Here is a 13,884-nt window from a genome sequence, read left to right on the forward strand (position 1 = left end):
CCTTGCGGCCGGGCCGGCCATGGGACGTGAGGCGCAGCTGGTGGCCTGGGTGGCGGGCCAGGCCTTCGAGGCCAAGGCCTTGCTGGAGGCCCAGGAGCTGGTGCTGCGCGGGCCCGCGCTGCGGCGGCGCCTGCCGCTGGCGGAGTTGCAGGAGCTGGCGCTGCAGGGCGAGGCCTTGTGCTTTTGCTGGGCGCAGCAGCCCTGGCGCCTGGAGCTGGGCGCGGCCGAGGCGGCCAAATGGTTGAAGAAAATCCAGGCCGGCCCACCCAGCCTGGCGAGTAAGCTGGGTATTTCTGCGGCTCAGCCGGCCGCGGTGTTCGGGCCTGTGGAGGTGGACGCGCCCCTGGCCGAGGCCTTGCTGGGCGCGCGCACCGGCAGCCTGACCGAGGCCACGGTCCTGCTGGCCCTGGTGCTGGACCCGCAAGGCCTGGAGGCGGCGCTGGCCCTGCATGCGCAAATGTCTTGCCGGGCCGTCTGGCTGGTTTATCAAAAAGGCCCGCTCTCGGTCTTCGGAGACGGCCCGATTCGCAGCCAGCTGCGCGCTCGGGGCTACCGCGACAACAAGAGCTGCGCCGTCTCCGCGCTCCTGACGGCCACGCGCTATCTCAAGCCGGGCTGAGCGGCGCTATCCGCGCCAGCGGCGTGCCTGCTTCCAGGAAACCGCCGGCCTGAGCCAGCAGCCGGATCTGCCCGCTGCGATGCGCCGTGACCTGCATCTCCATCTTCATCGCCTCCATCACCGCGATGGTCTGGCCGGCCGTGACTTCGCTGCCGTCGGCGACGGCCCAGGCTTGCAGATTGCCGGTGATGGGGGCGGGCACGGCTTGTTCGTCCATGGCCGGGGCCGCGGCGGCGGGCTCGGCCGGGCCGGCCTGCTGGCCGAGGCTGCGCAGCAGCTCGGCCGGCAGGCCCAGGGCGACACGGCGGCCGTCGATCTCGACGAAGAGGCGCTGCAAGCCGCCCTGGGCCACCGGCTCGGCGCGCGCCGCGGCTTGGCAAGCTGGCGCGAAGTCGCTCTCGATCCAGCGGGTGTGGACCTTGAAACCGTCTTCCGAGACAAAGTCCGCGTGCTCCAGCACCGCGCGGTGAAAGGGCAGGACCGAGGCCACGCCCTCGATGCGGAACTCGCGCAGGGCGCGGCGGGCGCGGCGAATGGCTTGGGCGCGGCTGGCGCCGCTGACGATGAGCTTGGCCATCAGCGAGTCGAAGGTGCCGGGCACGCTGGAGCCGCTGGCCACGCCGCTGTCCAATCTAACGCCAGGGCCCGACGGTGGCGAAAAGCCGGTGATCAAGCCGGGCGTGGGCAGAAAGCCGCGGCCCACATCCTCGGCATTGATGCGGAACTCGAAGGCGTGGCCCAGGGGCTCGGGCGTTTGCGTGATCGTCAAGGGCAGGCCATCGGCGATGCGCAGTTGCTCCACGACCAGATCGATGCCGGTGGTGGCCTCGGTCACGGTGTGCTCCACCTGCAGCCGGGTGTTGACCTCCAGAAAGGTGATGGCGCCGCTCTGGCTGAGCAAAAACTCCACCGTGCCCGCGCCGGTGTAGCGGGCGGCGGCGCAGATATCGTGGGCGGCCTGGTGGATGCGCTCGCGTTGAGTGTTAGTGAGGAAGGGCGCGGGCGCTTCCTCCACCAGCTTCTGGTTGCGGCGCTGCAGCGAGCAGTCGCGCGTGCCCAGCACGACGACCCGGCCCTGGCTGTCGGCCAGCACCTGGGCCTCGATATGGCGAGGCCGGTCCAGATACTGCTCGACAAAGCATTCGCCCCGGCCAAAAGCGGTGATGGCCTCGCGGCGGGCGGACTCATACAGCTCCGCCACCTCGTCCATGCGCCAGGCGATCTTCATGCCGCGGCCGCCACCACCGAAGGCGGCCTTGATGATGATGGGCAGGCCATGGGCCTCGGCAAAGGCCAGCACCTCGGTGGCGCCCTGCACCGGCTCGGCCGTGCCCTTGACCAGGGGCGCGCCCACCTGCAGGGCCAGTTGGCGGGCCCGGATCTTGTCGCCCAGCAGGGCGATGGTGGCGGGTGAGGGGCCGATCCAGACAAGGCCGGCGTCCAGCACCGCCTGGGCAAAGGCTGCGCTCTCCGATAAAAAGCCATAGCCCGGATGCACGGCGTCGGCGCCGCTGCGGCGGGCGACGGCCAGCAGTTTGTCGATATGGAGATAGCTGTCGGCGGGGCTTTGGCCATCCAGGCCATAGGCCTCATCCGCCATGCCTGTGTACAAGGCGTTCAGGTCGGCGTCGGCGTAGACGGCGACGGATTGCAGGCCGTAGTCGGCGCAGGCGCGGGCGATGCGAATGGCGATTTCGCCTCGATTGGCGATCAGGACTTTCTTCATGGGACAACACCTATTTGATTGAACCGCACCCAGGCATGAACGGGCATCTGCCCGGCCAGATCGAGGTGGTAGCTGGCCACATTGGCGATGACGGGGTAGCCGCCGGTCAGCGGGTGGTCGGCCAGGAAGAGCACGGGTTGGCCATTGGCCGGCACCTGGATGGCGCCCCAGGCCGTGCCCTCGCTGGGCAGCTCCTGCTGCACGCTGCGCTCTAGCCTTAGTTCGCCCTGCAGGCGCAGGCCGACGCGATTGCTTTGCGGCGTCACCTGCCAGGCCTGGCTGCACAGCAGGGCCAGGGCCGCGGGGCTGAACCAGTCGTCGCGCGGGCCCAGCACGATGTCCAGCGTGACGGTGTCCTGCGGGCGGGGCAGGGCGGCAGGCGGGGTTTCGGGCCAGCCCACGACAGCGGCGTTGGCTGGGGCGCGCAGACCCAGCACATCGCCCACGGCCAGCGGCGGCGGGCCGATGCGGGCCAGGGTGTCGGTGGCGCAGCTGCCCAGCACCGGCGTGATGCAAAAGCCGCCGCGCGCGGCCAGATAGCTGCGCAGGCCGGCGCTGGGTGCGCCCAAGCTGAGCGTGTCGCCGTCAGCCAAGGCCAGGGCTTGATGGCTTGGCACCGACCAGCTGCGGCCTTTTGCCTCGGTCAGTGTGAGTGCGAGGCTAGCCCCCGTCACCGCCACGACGGTCTCGCCCCGGCTGCGCAGCTGCAGGCCGCCGCCCACGGCTTCCAGCGCCGCGGTGTTGGAGGCATTGCCCACCAGGCGGTTGGCGCGCTTCAAGGCTGCTTGATCCATGGCGCCCGAGGCCGCGACGCCCTGGCCGGCCAGGCCGTGGCGACCCAGGTCCTGGATGAGAGTCTGCAGGCCGGTGGCCAGCACCTCCAGGGCGCTGGCGCTGGCCTCGCCTGGCACAGCGCTGCTGGGCGCCGGGGCGGTGGCGGGTGCGGCTTGGTAGCCGGCTTTGGCGATGTCCACAAAGCGCACGCGGTCGCCCGGCTGCAGCAGGGCGGGCTGGGCGCGGCTGAGGTCCCACATGGCTTCGGGAGTCTGGCCGATGATTTGCCAGCCGCCCGGGCTGGCCTGCGGGTAGATGCCGCTGAAACGGCCGGCCAGGCCCACGGCGCCGGCGGGGATGCGGGTGCGCGGCGTGGCGCGGCGGGGGATGTTGTCGAAGCTCGCGTGGCCGCCGCTGAGGTAGGCAAAGCCGGGGGCGAAGCCGGTGAAGGCCACGCTGTACTCGGCGCCGGTGTGGCGTGCGATGACTTCCGCCGCGCTGATGCCCAGCAGGGCGGCCAGCTCGGCCAGGTCTTCGCCCTGGTAGTGCACGGGGATGGTGATCAGGCGGCCGGCAGCGGGCGCCGCACCGTCGAGCTTGCGGGTCAGGATTTCCTCGCGCAGCCGTGCCATCGTCGTGGCCGCCGGGCGCCAGCGGACCAGCAGGGTGCGTGCACCGGGCACCAGTTCTTCGACGCCGGCCAGGGGCTTGTTTTGCAGCGAGGCCAGCAGGGCCAGGGTTTGCGCCAGATCGGCCAGCTCCACCAGCATGGCGTCGAGATTGACGGGCAGGAAGCGCATGCTCAGGCCACAAAGCTGCGGATCTGTACGCCCGCCTGCGCCAGCGTGCTGCGCACCCGGCTGGCGATGGCGACGGCGGCGGGGCTGTCGCCGTGCACGCAGATGGAGTCGGCCTGCAAGGGGATCAGGCTGCCGTCGACGGCCTCGACCACGCCCTCGCGCACCAGGCGCAGCATGCGCTGAGCGATGGCGTTGGCATCATGCAGCACGGCGCCGGGCTCGCGCCGCGACAGCAGGGCGCCGCTGGGCGTGTAAGCGCGGTCGGCAAAGGCCTCGGCCACCACCGTCAGGCCCTGGGCACGCGCCCAGCCCAGCAGGGGCGAACCGGCCAGGGCCACCAGGGGCAGGCCGGCATCCACGGCCAGCATGGCCTGGATCACATCGGCCGCCTGGCGCGGGTCTTGGGCGATGGTGTTGTAGAGCGCGCCATGCGGCTTCACATAGCCGACGTGCGTGCCGGCCGCTCGGGCCAGGGCTTGCAGGGCGCCGATCTGGTAGATCACATCGGCGATCAGATCGGCGCTGTCCACCTCCATCTTGCGGCGGCCAAAGCCTTGCAGATCGCGGTAGGCCACATGGGCACCGACGGCGACGCCGCGCTGGGCGGCCTGGCGCAGCGTGGCCAGCAGGCCGGCCGGGTCGCCGGCATGGAAGCCGCAGGCCAGATTGGCGCTGCTGACCAGGCCCAGCATGGCCGCGTCGTCGCCCAGGGTCCAGGCGCCGAAGCTCTCGCCGAGGTCGCTATTCAGGTCGATCTTCATGGCTTAAAACATCAGAAAGTACATCAGGAACACATTGGCCGTCAGCAGGCACAGGGCCGTGGGTATTTGGGCGCGGATGACGGCATTTTTGTCCGGCAGCTCCAGGAGCGCGGCGGGCACGATATTGAAGTTGGCGGCCATGGGGGTCATCAGCGTGCCGCAATAGCCCGACATCATGCCGATGGCCGCCATCACCGCCGGGTTGCCGCCGTAGACGCCGACCAGGATCGGCACGCCCACGCCGCCCGTCATCACCGGGAAGGCGGCAAAGCCATTGCCCATGATGACGGTGAACAAGGCCATGCCGATCACATACACCGCGACCGCGACGAAGCGGATGTCCATATTGATGGTGTGGGTGGTGGCGTAGGCCACGGCCTTGCCCACGCCGGCATCGGAGAACACCAGGCCCAGCATGCCCAGCATCTGCGGCAGCACCAGGGCCCAGCCGAGCGCGTCGGTCAGGCGGCGCGATTCGCGCATGCCTTGCACGGGGCTCTCACGCGTCATCCAGCAAGTGATGGCAAAGGCGCTGATGCAGCCCAGGGCCAGGCCGATCAAGGTGCTGTTCTTGGGGTCCAGCAAGGGCACGCCGCCCAGCAGCAGATGCTTGGCCGACAAGGTGGCGGCGACGGTCACCAGGGGGATGGTCAGGGCCGGCAAGAAGAGCTTGTTGCCCAGGCGCTTGGCGGCGGCCAGATAGTCCTCGGCCTTGCGCTCGATGTGGCGGCCTGCGCCCACGCCGCCAAAGCCGGCGATCAAGGCCATCAGGATCACGCCCGCGCCCACCCAGGTGGGCGGCAGCTTCTCACCGACCAGGAACACCAGGGCGTAGAGGCCCCAGAACAGGCCGCTGCTGAAACGCTTGGGGTGGTTTTTGTCGGCCAAGGTCATGGCCGACATGATGAGCAGAATGCCGCCCACCAGATAGTAGAGGTGCTGGATGGAGAGAATCATTGGGCTGCTCCGTCCTCGGCCGCGGCCAGCTCACGGTTGAGGGCCTGGTCCAGCCTTATCAAACGCCAGGCGTGGATCAGGAAGGCGACGATGGCCGTCGGGATGCCCCACAAGGCGATGTGCAGGGGCTCGACGCTGATGCCGGCCTCGCTGAGGAAGGTGGTCATCAGCACGATGGCGCCAAAGGCCACAAAAATGTCTTCGCCGAAGAAGAGGCCCACGTTATCGGTCGCCGCGGCATAGGCGCGCAGCTTGTAGCGGATGCGTTCGGGCAGGCGGCCGTAGCGGGTCTCGGCCGTGCCTTCCACCATGGGGGCCAGCAGGGGGCGCACCATCTGCGGGTGGCCGCCCAGGCTGGTCAGGCCCATGGCGGCGGTCAGCTGGCGGGCGGCCAGATAGACCAGCAGCAGGCGGCCGGCGGTGGCCGACTTGATGCCGGCGATCCAGGCTTGGGCATGCTGGCGCAGGCCGTGGCGCTCCAGCAGGCCGATCACGCCCAGGGGCAGCAAGATGATCAGGGGCAGGTTGCGGGTCTTGATGAAGCCGGTGCCTATGCTCGCCAAAACCTTGCCGGGCTCAAAGCCCGCGGCCAGGGCGGTGGCCACGGCGGTGGCGATCACCACCAGCATGGGGTTGAAGCGCAGGACAAAGCCCGCGACGATGACCGCCACCCCGATGAGTGGCCATAGATTGACGTCGTGAATCATGTCTTCCTTGATGGGGTCGAAACTTGCCAGTCCCTGCTTCGCTGCGCCCATGGGCTGGGTCTGTGGATTGCTCAAATCCGCTCGCTCACTCGCTTGCATCTGCAGATTGTTGAACAATGTTTTAATTGTGCTCAACAATATGCGTTCGCAGGCATTCGGACATACCCTCGGCCCGGCCTGCCGCGATGTGAAAGAATCGCCCGCAAGAAAACACACCCTGCTCCTTCCCGAGCCGGTGCCGCCACCTCTGACGCCTTGGTATGACGCTCATCCCCCACAAAGACGCAAGCCTGCTCACGCTGAACCAACGCAAGGCCGATGTGATCCGGCAGAAGATTTTTGATGGGGAGTTTTTGCCGGGCCAGCGCCTGTCGGAGGCGGCGCTCAGCGAGAGCCTGGAGATCTCGCGCAATACCTTGCGCGAGGTCTTCCGCATCCTGACGCAGGAGGGCTTGCTGAGCCATGCGCCCAACCGCGGCGTGTCGGTGGCCACGCCGACGGCGGCGGCCATTGTGGACATCTACCGCGTGCGCCGCCTGATCGAATGCCAGGCCCTGGCCCAGGCCTACCCGCAGCACCCGGCGCGGCAGCAGATGCGCGCGGCGGTGGAGCAGGCCCTGCGTTGCCGCGAGGCGGACGATTGGCGCGGTGTGGGCACGGCCAATATGGAGTTTCACCGCGCCATCGTGCGCCTGGCCGACAGCCCGCGGCTTAACGCCATGTTCGAGCAGATGCTGGCCGAGCTGCGCCTAGCCTTCGGCCTGCTGAAGGACTCGGCGCTGTTGCACGGGCCCTATATCGAGACCAATCAGCGGATCCTGGCGCTGTTCGAGGCCGGTCAGCTGGGCGAGAGCGCGGCCTTGTTGCAGGACTATCTGCAGCACTCGGAGCGGGTGGTGCTGGGGGCCGTAGGGCGGGCCTGAGCGGACGCGGCGCGGGTGGCTCAGCGCAGATGCGGCATGGCCCGTATCCGCGGCCCGATGAAGTCCAGAAAGCTTTGTGCCGCCGGCGAGAGCGTGCGCCCGCGGCGGGTGAAGACCTCGAAGCTGCGGTAGATGGCGGGGCCGCCCAGCGCCTGCATCTGCAGGCCGTAAACCCGGATCAGCGAGGCCGCGTAGGGGACGCACAGGCCCACGCCCAGGCCGGCCTTGACCATGGACAGGGCGGTGGACATATAGGCGACCTCGATGGCTGGCTTGAAGGCCAGCTCGGGTGCGGCGGCGCGCAAGTCCTGGCTCAATCTTTCGGTGAACTGGCCTTGCAAGGTGATGAGGGGGTAGGCCGTCAGCTCTGCCCAGTGCAGCTGCGGGCGCCCGTCCAGCGGGTGGCCGGGCGGGAACACGGCCATGAAAGGGCCTTCGAACAGCAGGGTGGAGTCGATGTCGGAATTGGCTTCGCGCTCGGGGCCCAGCCCCAGCTCGACCTCGCTGGCGAAGACGCGGGCCATGACCTGCTCCACCGCCGTGTCCAGCAACTGCACGCGGACCTTGGGATGCCTGGCCTGGAAGGCGGCGATCAGCTCGGGCATCAGGGCCGAGGCCAGCAGCTGCGGGGTGGCGATGCGCACCAGGCCGGCCTGCATATCGCGGTGCTCGATCACCTGCTTGAGCGTGGCATCGAGGTCGTGCAGCACGCCTTCCAATCGGGGGCGCAGGCGCTCGCCGATCTCGGTCAGGTGCAGGCGCCGCGTATTGCGGTCCAGCAGGCGCGTGCCCAGGCCCAGCTCCAGCTCCTTGATCAGGCCGCTGAGGGCGGACTGGGAGATGCACAGGCTTTCCGCCGCCAGTGTGAAGCTGCCGGCTTGGGCCACCGCCAGAAAGGCGCGCAACTGGCGCAGCGTGATATTCATAGGAAAAACCTCTGAATCTATGGAAAAAATCGTAGAAATGATATTTCTGAATCGGCTTCAATATCATATTCAAACTGATAAGACGGAGGCAGACAGATGGCATTTGCAACACAGGCGGTCGATATTCCGCAACTGATCGACGACAACCGGATCGGCCGCTTCCAGCTGCTGATCTTTGTGCTGGTGGGCCTGACGGTGGTGATGGACGGCTTTGACGTCCAGGCCATGGGCTTTGTGGCGCCGGCCATCATCAAGGAATGGGGGGTGAGCAAGGCCGAGCTGGGCCCGGTGTTCGGTGCCGGCCTGTTCGGCATGCTGCTGGGTTCGCTGAGCCTGAGCGTGCTGGCCGACCGCATCGGGCGCCGGCCGGTGCTGATCGGGGCCAGCGTGTTCTTCGCCGCCTGCATGCTGGCCACCACCTGGGCCAGCAGCATTGTGCAGCTGGAGCTGATCCGCTTCATCACCGGTCTGGGCCTGGGCGCCATCATGCCCAATGCCATGGCCCTGGTCGGCGAGTACAGCCCCAGGCGCAAGCGGGTGACGCTGATGATGCTGGTCTCCTGCGGCTTCACGGTCGGCGCGGTGCTGGGCGGCCTGCTGTCGGCGGCCTTGATCCCGGCCTATGGCTGGCGCTCGGTGTTCTATATCGGCACGGCCCTGCCGCTGCTGATGGCCTTGCTGATGTGGCGCTATGTGCCGGAGTCGCTGCAGTTCATGGTGCTCAAGCAGCGCCGGCTGGACCGGGTGGCCGGCCTGTTGCGCCGCATCGACCCTGGCTTTGTTGCCGATGCAGGCACGCGCTATCAGGTGGCGGGGCCGGCCGCGCGGGGTGCGCCCGTCGGCGAGCTGTTCCGCCAGGGCCGCGCGACGGTGACGTTGCTGCTGTGGCTGCTGAACTTCATGAACCTGCTCAATCTCTACTTTCTCTCCAACTGGCTGCCCACCATCGCCGCCAGCGCCGGGCTTTCGACCCAGACGGCCGTGCTGGTGGGCACCGTGTTGCAGTTGGGCGGTGTGCTGGGCACCGTGTTGATGGGGCCGGTCATCGACCGCATCGGTTTCTACCGCATGCTGCTGCCCTCGTTTGCGCTGGCCGTGTTCAGCATCGCCATGATTGGCCAGCCCGGCCTTTCGCTGCCCCTGCTCTTTCTGGTCGTCATGGTGACGGGGTTTTGCATCGTGGGCGGCCAGCCCGCCATCAATGCGCTGGCCGCCACCTACTACCCGACCACGCTGCGCTCCACCGGCATAGGCTGGAGCCTGGGCGTGGGCCGCATCGGCTCCATCATCGGTCCGGTGCTGGGGGGTGAGCTGATACGCCGCAACTGGTCGCACAGCCAGCTCTTCCTGGCCGTGGCCGTGCCGGCGGCAATCTCGACCCTCGTGCTGCTGTGCATGGCCTGGTTGGCACGCCAGGAGCAAGGCCGGGGCGGGGAGGCGGCCCCGCTCCAGGGCGGCGGGCCCGCCCCGGCGGGCGGGCTGGAGTGAGCCTGCGCCGGCCTGGCTGGCCTATTCGGCGGCGAGCTTTCTTTGCTTGATCAGCGCGTGCCAGGTCTGGGTTTCCTGCAGGACAAAACGGCCCAGGGCCGGGCCGTCACCGGGCACGACCTGCAGGCCGAAGTCCTCCAGCCTGGCCTTCACCTCGGGCAGGGCGATCGCCTTGTGCAGCTCTGCCGTCAGGCGCTGGACGATGGGCTCGGGCGTGCCCTTGGGCACGAACAGGCCCTGCCAGGCCGACACGTCCACGCCCTTCAGGCCCAGCTCTTCAAACGTGGGCACATCGGGCAGCTGGGCGATGCGCTTGGGGCTCAGCACGGCCAAGGGCTTGAGCTTGCCGGCGCGGATCTGCCCAAGGCTGGCGGCGGTGTCCAGGATGGCCATGGGCACGACGCCGGCCATCAGGTCCTGGATCGCAAAAGCGGTGCCGCGGTAGGGCACGTGGACGACGAAGGTCTGGCTGCGCTCCTTGATCAGCTCCATGGCCAGGTGGTGGGGGCTGCCTATGCCCGGCGAGGCATAGCTGTATTTGCCGGGGTTCTTCTTGAGCTCGGCCAGCCACTGGCTGGCGCTGCTGAAGCCCGCGCCGGGGTGGACCACCAGCAGCAGCGGGAAGCGCGCCATCAGCCCGACCGGCGTGAAGTCGCTGGGCGAGTAGGGCAGTTTTTTGTACATGGCGCTGTTGAACACCATGGCGCCGTTGTCGCCGGAGAGGACGGTGTAGCCGTCCGCCGGCGCTTTGGCCGCCGCGTCCGTGCCTATGCTGCCGCCCGCACCGGGGCGGTTGTCGATGATGAAGGTCTGGCCCAGCTGCTTGCCCATGAAGGGCGCGAGCTGGCGGGCCAGGAAGTCCGAGCCACCGCCGGCCGGGTAGGCGACGATCCACTTGATGGGCTTGTTAGGCCAGGCGCTGCTATCGGCCAGGGCCGGGCTTGCCAGAAGAGGGAGCAGGCCGGCCAGCAAGGCGCTGCCGATTTGCAGCAGTGGGCGCCGACCTGTGGGCGCTGGTGCAGGGGCGGGTGTGGGGGCTTGTAGCTGCATGATGGGGCGGGATTCCTGTGTTGGCTTACAGTGCCGCCATCTTAGTCATGCATCTTCCTCACGCCCATGAGCCCAACGCCTAGCCCTTGCCCCCTGTGTCTGGATGCCGGTGGCCTGCTGGTGCATCAAACGCCGCAGTGGCGCTTGATCCGGGTGCTGGACGATGCCAACTTCCCGGCCTTTTACCGCCTGGTCTGGCAAGCCCATGTGGCCGAGTTCAGCGCCTTGTCAAAGGCCGAGCGCAGCGCCTGCATGGAGGCGGTGGCGACCGTCGAGCGGGTGCTGCTGGCGCAGCTGCGGCCGGCCAAGATCAATCTGGCCAGCCTCGGGAATATGGTCCCGCATCTGCACTGGCATGTGATCGCCCGCTTTGACTGGGACAGCCATTTCCCCAACCCCGTCTGGGGCGCGGCCCAGCGCGAGGTGGCGGGCGGGGCACAGGCGCGCCTGGCCCTGCCGCTGGAGACGCTGGACCGCTTGCTGTCCGAGGCGCTGGTGGCCTGAGCTCGTTCAGGCCGCCAGGGCCTGCGGCCCCTTGGGCTGCAGCTGGCCGAACAAGTCCTTGGGGTCGGCCATCTGCGGGATCAGGCTGACCTCCTGGCCCAGGCCTAGCTCCTGTGCCACATCGCGCAGCAGGCGCAGGGCCGAGAAGTCTTCCAGCGCAAAGCCCACCGAGTCGAACACGGTGATCTGCTCGGCGCTGTCGCGGCCGCTGGCCTGATTGCTGAGCACGCGCCAGAACTCCGTCACGGCAAAGTCGGCCGGCATCTGCTGCACATCGCCCTCGATGCGCGACTGCGGCTCGAACTCGACGAAGACCTTGCCGGCCAGCAGCACCCCGGGGTGCAGCTCGGTCTTGCCCGGGCAGTCGCCGCCCACGCCGTTGATGTGCATGCCGGGCGCCAGCATCTCGGGCGTGATGATGGTGGCATTGGCCTTGTCGGCGGTGACGGTGGTGACGATGTCGGCGCCGCGTAGCGCCTCCGCCGTGCTGGCGCAGACGCTCAGGCGCAAGCCCTGGACATGGCGCAGATTGCGCTGCAGCTTAGCCGTGGCCGCCGGGTCCAGGTCGAACAGGCGGATCTCCTGAATGCCCAGCAGATGGTGGAAGGCCAGAGCCTGGAACTCGCTTTGCGCGCCGTTGCCGATCAAGGCCATCACGCGCGAGTCGGGCCGTGCCAGACGCTTGGCCACCATGGCCGAGGTGGCGGCGGTGCGCAAGGCGGTGGTGAGGGTCAGCTCGCTGAGCAACTCGGGCCGGCCGGTGGCCACATCGGCCAGCACGCCCAGGGCCATCACGGTGGGCAGGCCGTCGCGGGTGTTCTTGGGGTGGCCGTTGACGTATTTGAAGCTGTAGAGGCTGGCGTCGGCGATGGGCATCAGCTCGATCACGCCGTCCTGCGAGTGGCTGGCCACACGGGCGCATTTGTCGAACTCCTGCCAGCGCAGATAGTCGGCCTCGATATAAGCCGCCATGCGCTGCAGCAAGGCAGGGACGCCCAGGCTTTGGGCCATATGGGCGATGTCTTGGGTGTTGAGCAAGGTGGTCATGGCAGTCTCCTGAGTGTGGGATGCGCCTCGTGATCCACCGGCTTGGCTTGTCAAAAAAGCAGGGGATCTGGCGCTGCCGCTATGCCGCCCCGTGGGCTGCAAAAGCGCGTGCCAAGCGCATCACGTTTGATGTGACTCAATTCTTCCCAGGCTCGCCGCCAGCCGGAAGCGCAAGAAGTGCTCAGTAATTGATAGGAATTTGCCATTTCGCTAGCCTCAATTGCCGAAATGGCAGAATCGGGGCGAATCTTGAACTGAACTGGCGGAGCCCAAGCATGGACACCCTGGACCAACAACTGCTGGCGCTTTTGCGTCTGGACGCCCGCGCCACCGTGGCCACCTTGGCGCACAAGCTCAAGGTCTCGCGAGGCACGGTCAGCAACCGCATTGCCAAGCTGGAGGATGCGGGCGTGATCGTCGGCTACACCGTGCGCCTGCGCCCCGACGTCACGCCCAACGAGATCACCGCCTGGATGAGCATCGCGGTCGAGGGCAACAAGACCCGCGAGGTCATCAGCATCCTGCTGGGCGAGCCCGGCCTGTCGGGCCTGTTCGACACCAATGGCCGCTGGGACCTGCTGGCCGAGCTGCGCGCCGCCTCGCTGGGCGAGTTGGCCGAGGTGCTGGAACGGGTGCGCCTGATCCGCGGCATCGGGGCCACGGAGACGAGTATTCATTTGCAGACTTACAAGGCTTCATAGCGCGGGTCGCGACCCGCGCAGGGCCGCCACCGGAGAGGCCAACGGGCTTGAGGCTGAACAGGGCACGACCGTTCAGGTGATCTTGCGCGACAGTACTTAATTCGATACAGTTGCCGGATGGACGAGGCAATTCTGACTGTCGCTTTCTACCGTGCCGATTCAGGCAACGAGCCTCTCCGCGATTGGCTTCGCGAACTCACAGTTGAAGATCGGAAGGCCATTGGTACCGACATCAAGACCGTCCAGTACGGATGGCCCTTGGGCATGCCGTTGGTTCGCAAGATGGAGCCAGGTCTGTGGGAGCTTCGCTGCGATATTGCCGATGGCATTGCCCGGGTCCTGTTCACGGTGAAGGACGGTCAGATGATTCTGTTGCATGGCTTCGTCAAGAAGACCCAGAAGACCCCCGACAACGAGCTGAAGACAGCCAGGAACCGGCTCAAGAAGCTGTAGGAGAACGCCATGAGCAAGCACATCGGTAGCAATTTCGACGACTTCCTCAAAGAGGAATCCATGCACGAGGAAGTGACAGCCGCCGCCGTGAAGCGGGTGATCGCTTGGCAGTTCGCGCAGGCGATGAAGGCTCAGAAGGTCAGCAAGACCGAGATGGCGGCGCGCATGCACACCAGTCGGATGGTAGTGAACCGTCTTTTGGATGAGAGCGACACCAGCGTTACCTTGGCCACGCTTGCCCGCGCCAGTGTGGCTCTGGGCACGCCGCTGCGTTTTGAGCTGGGGAGCAGGGTCGTTTGAACCTGCTGGCCGAGCTGCGCGCCGCCTCGCTGGGCGAGTTGGCCGAGGTGCTGGGGGCTGTCCGAATTTCCGTGTGTGAGGCTCATTGAACCTTCACTGATTTCGTGAAGCTGGCTGGGGATCTTACGGGCTCGATTTCGTGAATCGG

General features: G+C 67.5%; 15 protein-coding genes. 7 read left to right on the forward strand and 8 right to left on the reverse strand.

The features are described from left to right. The first annotated feature begins 19 nt into the window (after positions 1 to 19). Positions 20 to 619: a hypothetical protein gene (locus HNP55_RS23165; protein ID WP_184304664.1), complete on the forward strand. Its 600-nt coding sequence runs from the start codon at positions 20 to 22 to the stop codon at positions 617 to 619. Here HNP55_RS23165 and HNP55_RS23170 read toward each other — a convergent pair. From HNP55_RS23170 to HNP55_RS23190, 5 genes are read right to left on the reverse strand one after another with little or no spacing between them, the layout of a single operon-like run. Then, positions 606 to 2,345: an acetyl/propionyl/methylcrotonyl-CoA carboxylase subunit alpha gene (locus tag HNP55_RS23170; RefSeq protein WP_184304666.1), complete on the reverse strand. Its 1,740-nt coding sequence runs from the start codon at positions 2,343 to 2,345 to the stop codon at positions 606 to 608. The genes HNP55_RS23165 and HNP55_RS23170 overlap by 14 nt on opposite strands. Continuing rightward, the gene (locus tag HNP55_RS23175; RefSeq protein WP_184304668.1) at positions 2,342 to 3,919 is read right to left on the reverse strand and encodes an urea amidolyase family protein; all 1,578 of its coding nucleotides are present in this window, start codon (positions 3,917 to 3,919) and stop codon (positions 2,342 to 2,344) included. The genes HNP55_RS23170 and HNP55_RS23175 overlap by 4 nt, the downstream gene beginning before the upstream one ends. Before the next feature lie 2 nt (positions 3,920 to 3,921). Then, positions 3,922 to 4,680 carry a LamB/YcsF family protein gene (locus HNP55_RS23180; RefSeq protein WP_184304670.1) on the reverse strand — a complete coding sequence of 253 codons (759 nt, stop codon included), beginning with the start codon at positions 4,678 to 4,680 and terminating at the stop codon, positions 3,922 to 3,924. A 3-nt stretch (positions 4,681 to 4,683) separates the two neighbouring features. Then, positions 4,684 to 5,637, reverse strand: a complete 954-nt coding sequence (locus tag HNP55_RS23185) for a DUF979 domain-containing protein (protein WP_184304672.1) — start codon at positions 5,635 to 5,637, stop codon at positions 4,684 to 4,686. Next, the gene (locus HNP55_RS23190; RefSeq protein WP_184304695.1) at positions 5,634 to 6,344 is read right to left on the reverse strand and encodes a DUF969 domain-containing protein; all 711 of its coding nucleotides are present in this window, start codon (positions 6,342 to 6,344) and stop codon (positions 5,634 to 5,636) included. The genes HNP55_RS23185 and HNP55_RS23190 overlap by 4 nt, the downstream gene beginning before the upstream one ends. Before the next feature lie 260 nt (positions 6,345 to 6,604). Here HNP55_RS23190 and HNP55_RS23195 point away from each other — a divergent pair, with 260 nt between their 5' ends. After that, positions 6,605 to 7,267 (forward strand): GntR family transcriptional regulator, encoded by a 663-nt coding sequence (locus HNP55_RS23195; protein WP_184304674.1) that lies wholly within the window; start codon positions 6,605 to 6,607, stop codon positions 7,265 to 7,267. 20 nt (positions 7,268 to 7,287) lie between these two features. Here HNP55_RS23195 and HNP55_RS23200 read toward each other — a convergent pair whose 3' ends face one another. Beyond that, positions 7,288 to 8,193, reverse strand: a complete 906-nt coding sequence (locus HNP55_RS23200) for a LysR family transcriptional regulator (RefSeq protein ID WP_184304676.1) — start codon at positions 8,191 to 8,193, stop codon at positions 7,288 to 7,290. Between the two features lie 96 nt (positions 8,194 to 8,289). Between HNP55_RS23200 and HNP55_RS23205 the strand changes: the two genes are divergently transcribed. Next, positions 8,290 to 9,681, forward strand: coding sequence for an MFS transporter (locus tag HNP55_RS23205; RefSeq protein WP_184304678.1), 1,392 nt, complete (start codon positions 8,290 to 8,292; stop codon positions 9,679 to 9,681). 21 nt (positions 9,682 to 9,702) lie between these two features. Here HNP55_RS23205 and HNP55_RS23210 read toward each other — a convergent pair whose 3' ends face one another. Continuing rightward, a complete protein-coding gene (locus HNP55_RS23210) occupies positions 9,703 to 10,731 on the reverse strand; it encodes a Bug family tripartite tricarboxylate transporter substrate binding protein (RefSeq protein ID WP_184304680.1) in 1,029 nt (342 codons plus the stop codon). Positions 10,732 to 10,797: 66 nt separating this feature from the next. Here HNP55_RS23210 and HNP55_RS23215 point away from each other — a divergent pair, with 66 nt between their 5' ends. Then, a complete protein-coding gene (locus HNP55_RS23215; protein ID WP_184304682.1) occupies positions 10,798 to 11,235 on the forward strand; it encodes an HIT family protein in 438 nt (145 codons plus the stop codon). A 6-nt stretch (positions 11,236 to 11,241) separates the two neighbouring features. Here the strand turns inward: HNP55_RS23215 and HNP55_RS23220 are convergent, their stop codons facing one another. Then, on the reverse strand, positions 11,242 to 12,282 hold the full coding sequence (locus tag HNP55_RS23220) for an ornithine cyclodeaminase (RefSeq protein ID WP_184304684.1): 1,041 nt from the start codon (positions 12,280 to 12,282) through the stop codon (positions 11,242 to 11,244). Positions 12,283 to 12,557: 275 nt separating this feature from the next. On the opposite strand from HNP55_RS23220, the gene HNP55_RS23225 reads away from it, so the two are divergent. The 3 genes from HNP55_RS23225 (at position 12,558) to HNP55_RS23235 (ending at position 13,736) form a co-directional block, all read left to right on the forward strand. Beyond that, positions 12,558 to 12,983 (forward strand): Lrp/AsnC family transcriptional regulator, encoded by a 426-nt coding sequence (locus HNP55_RS23225; RefSeq protein WP_124451572.1) that lies wholly within the window; start codon positions 12,558 to 12,560, stop codon positions 12,981 to 12,983. Positions 12,984 to 13,100: 117 nt separating this feature from the next. Next, on the forward strand, positions 13,101 to 13,436 hold the full coding sequence (locus HNP55_RS23230) for a type II toxin-antitoxin system RelE/ParE family toxin (protein WP_184304686.1): 336 nt from the start codon (positions 13,101 to 13,103) through the stop codon (positions 13,434 to 13,436). Positions 13,437 to 13,445: 9 nt separating this feature from the next. Beyond that, positions 13,446 to 13,736: an XRE family transcriptional regulator gene (locus HNP55_RS23235; RefSeq protein ID WP_184304688.1), complete on the forward strand. Its 291-nt coding sequence runs from the start codon at positions 13,446 to 13,448 to the stop codon at positions 13,734 to 13,736. The last annotated feature ends 148 nt before the right edge of the window (positions 13,737 to 13,884 follow it).

The sequence above is a fragment of the Roseateles oligotrophus genome (assembly GCF_014204525.1).
Lineage (GTDB): Bacteria > Pseudomonadota > Gammaproteobacteria > Burkholderiales > Burkholderiaceae_C > Paucibacter_A > Paucibacter_A oligotrophus_A.

What these genes read in the sequence shown, in the direction of transcription:
- HNP55_RS23165 (WP_184304664.1), top strand. Translation starts at nt 20, where the DNA reads ATGGGACGTGAGGCGCAGCTGGTGGCCTGGGTGGCGGGCCAGGCCTTC.
- HNP55_RS23170 (WP_184304666.1), bottom strand. Translation starts at nt 2,345, where the DNA reads ATGAAGAAAGTCCTGATCGCCAATCGAGGCGAAATCGCCATTCGCATC.
- HNP55_RS23175 (WP_184304668.1), bottom strand. Translation starts at nt 3,919, where the DNA reads ATGCGCTTCCTGCCCGTCAATCTCGACGCCATGCTGGTGGAGCTGGCC.
- HNP55_RS23180 (WP_184304670.1), bottom strand. Translation starts at nt 4,680, where the DNA reads ATGAAGATCGACCTGAATAGCGACCTCGGCGAGAGCTTCGGCGCCTGG.
- HNP55_RS23185 (WP_184304672.1), bottom strand. Translation starts at nt 5,637, where the DNA reads ATGATTCTCTCCATCCAGCACCTCTACTATCTGGTGGGCGGCATTCTG.
- HNP55_RS23190 (WP_184304695.1), bottom strand. Translation starts at nt 6,344, where the DNA reads ATGATTCACGACGTCAATCTATGGCCACTCATCGGGGTGGCGGTCATC.
- HNP55_RS23195 (WP_184304674.1), top strand. Translation starts at nt 6,605, where the DNA reads ATGACGCTCATCCCCCACAAAGACGCAAGCCTGCTCACGCTGAACCAA.
- HNP55_RS23200 (WP_184304676.1), bottom strand. Translation starts at nt 8,193, where the DNA reads ATGAATATCACGCTGCGCCAGTTGCGCGCCTTTCTGGCGGTGGCCCAA.
- HNP55_RS23205 (WP_184304678.1), top strand. Translation starts at nt 8,290, where the DNA reads ATGGCATTTGCAACACAGGCGGTCGATATTCCGCAACTGATCGACGAC.
- HNP55_RS23210 (WP_184304680.1), bottom strand. Translation starts at nt 10,731, where the DNA reads ATGCAGCTACAAGCCCCCACACCCGCCCCTGCACCAGCGCCCACAGGT.
- HNP55_RS23215 (WP_184304682.1), top strand. Translation starts at nt 10,798, where the DNA reads ATGAGCCCAACGCCTAGCCCTTGCCCCCTGTGTCTGGATGCCGGTGGC.
- HNP55_RS23220 (WP_184304684.1), bottom strand. Translation starts at nt 12,282, where the DNA reads ATGACCACCTTGCTCAACACCCAAGACATCGCCCATATGGCCCAAAGC.
- HNP55_RS23225 (WP_124451572.1), top strand. Translation starts at nt 12,558, where the DNA reads ATGGACACCCTGGACCAACAACTGCTGGCGCTTTTGCGTCTGGACGCC.
- HNP55_RS23230 (WP_184304686.1), top strand. Translation starts at nt 13,101, where the DNA reads ATGGACGAGGCAATTCTGACTGTCGCTTTCTACCGTGCCGATTCAGGC.
- HNP55_RS23235 (WP_184304688.1), top strand. Translation starts at nt 13,446, where the DNA reads ATGAGCAAGCACATCGGTAGCAATTTCGACGACTTCCTCAAAGAGGAA.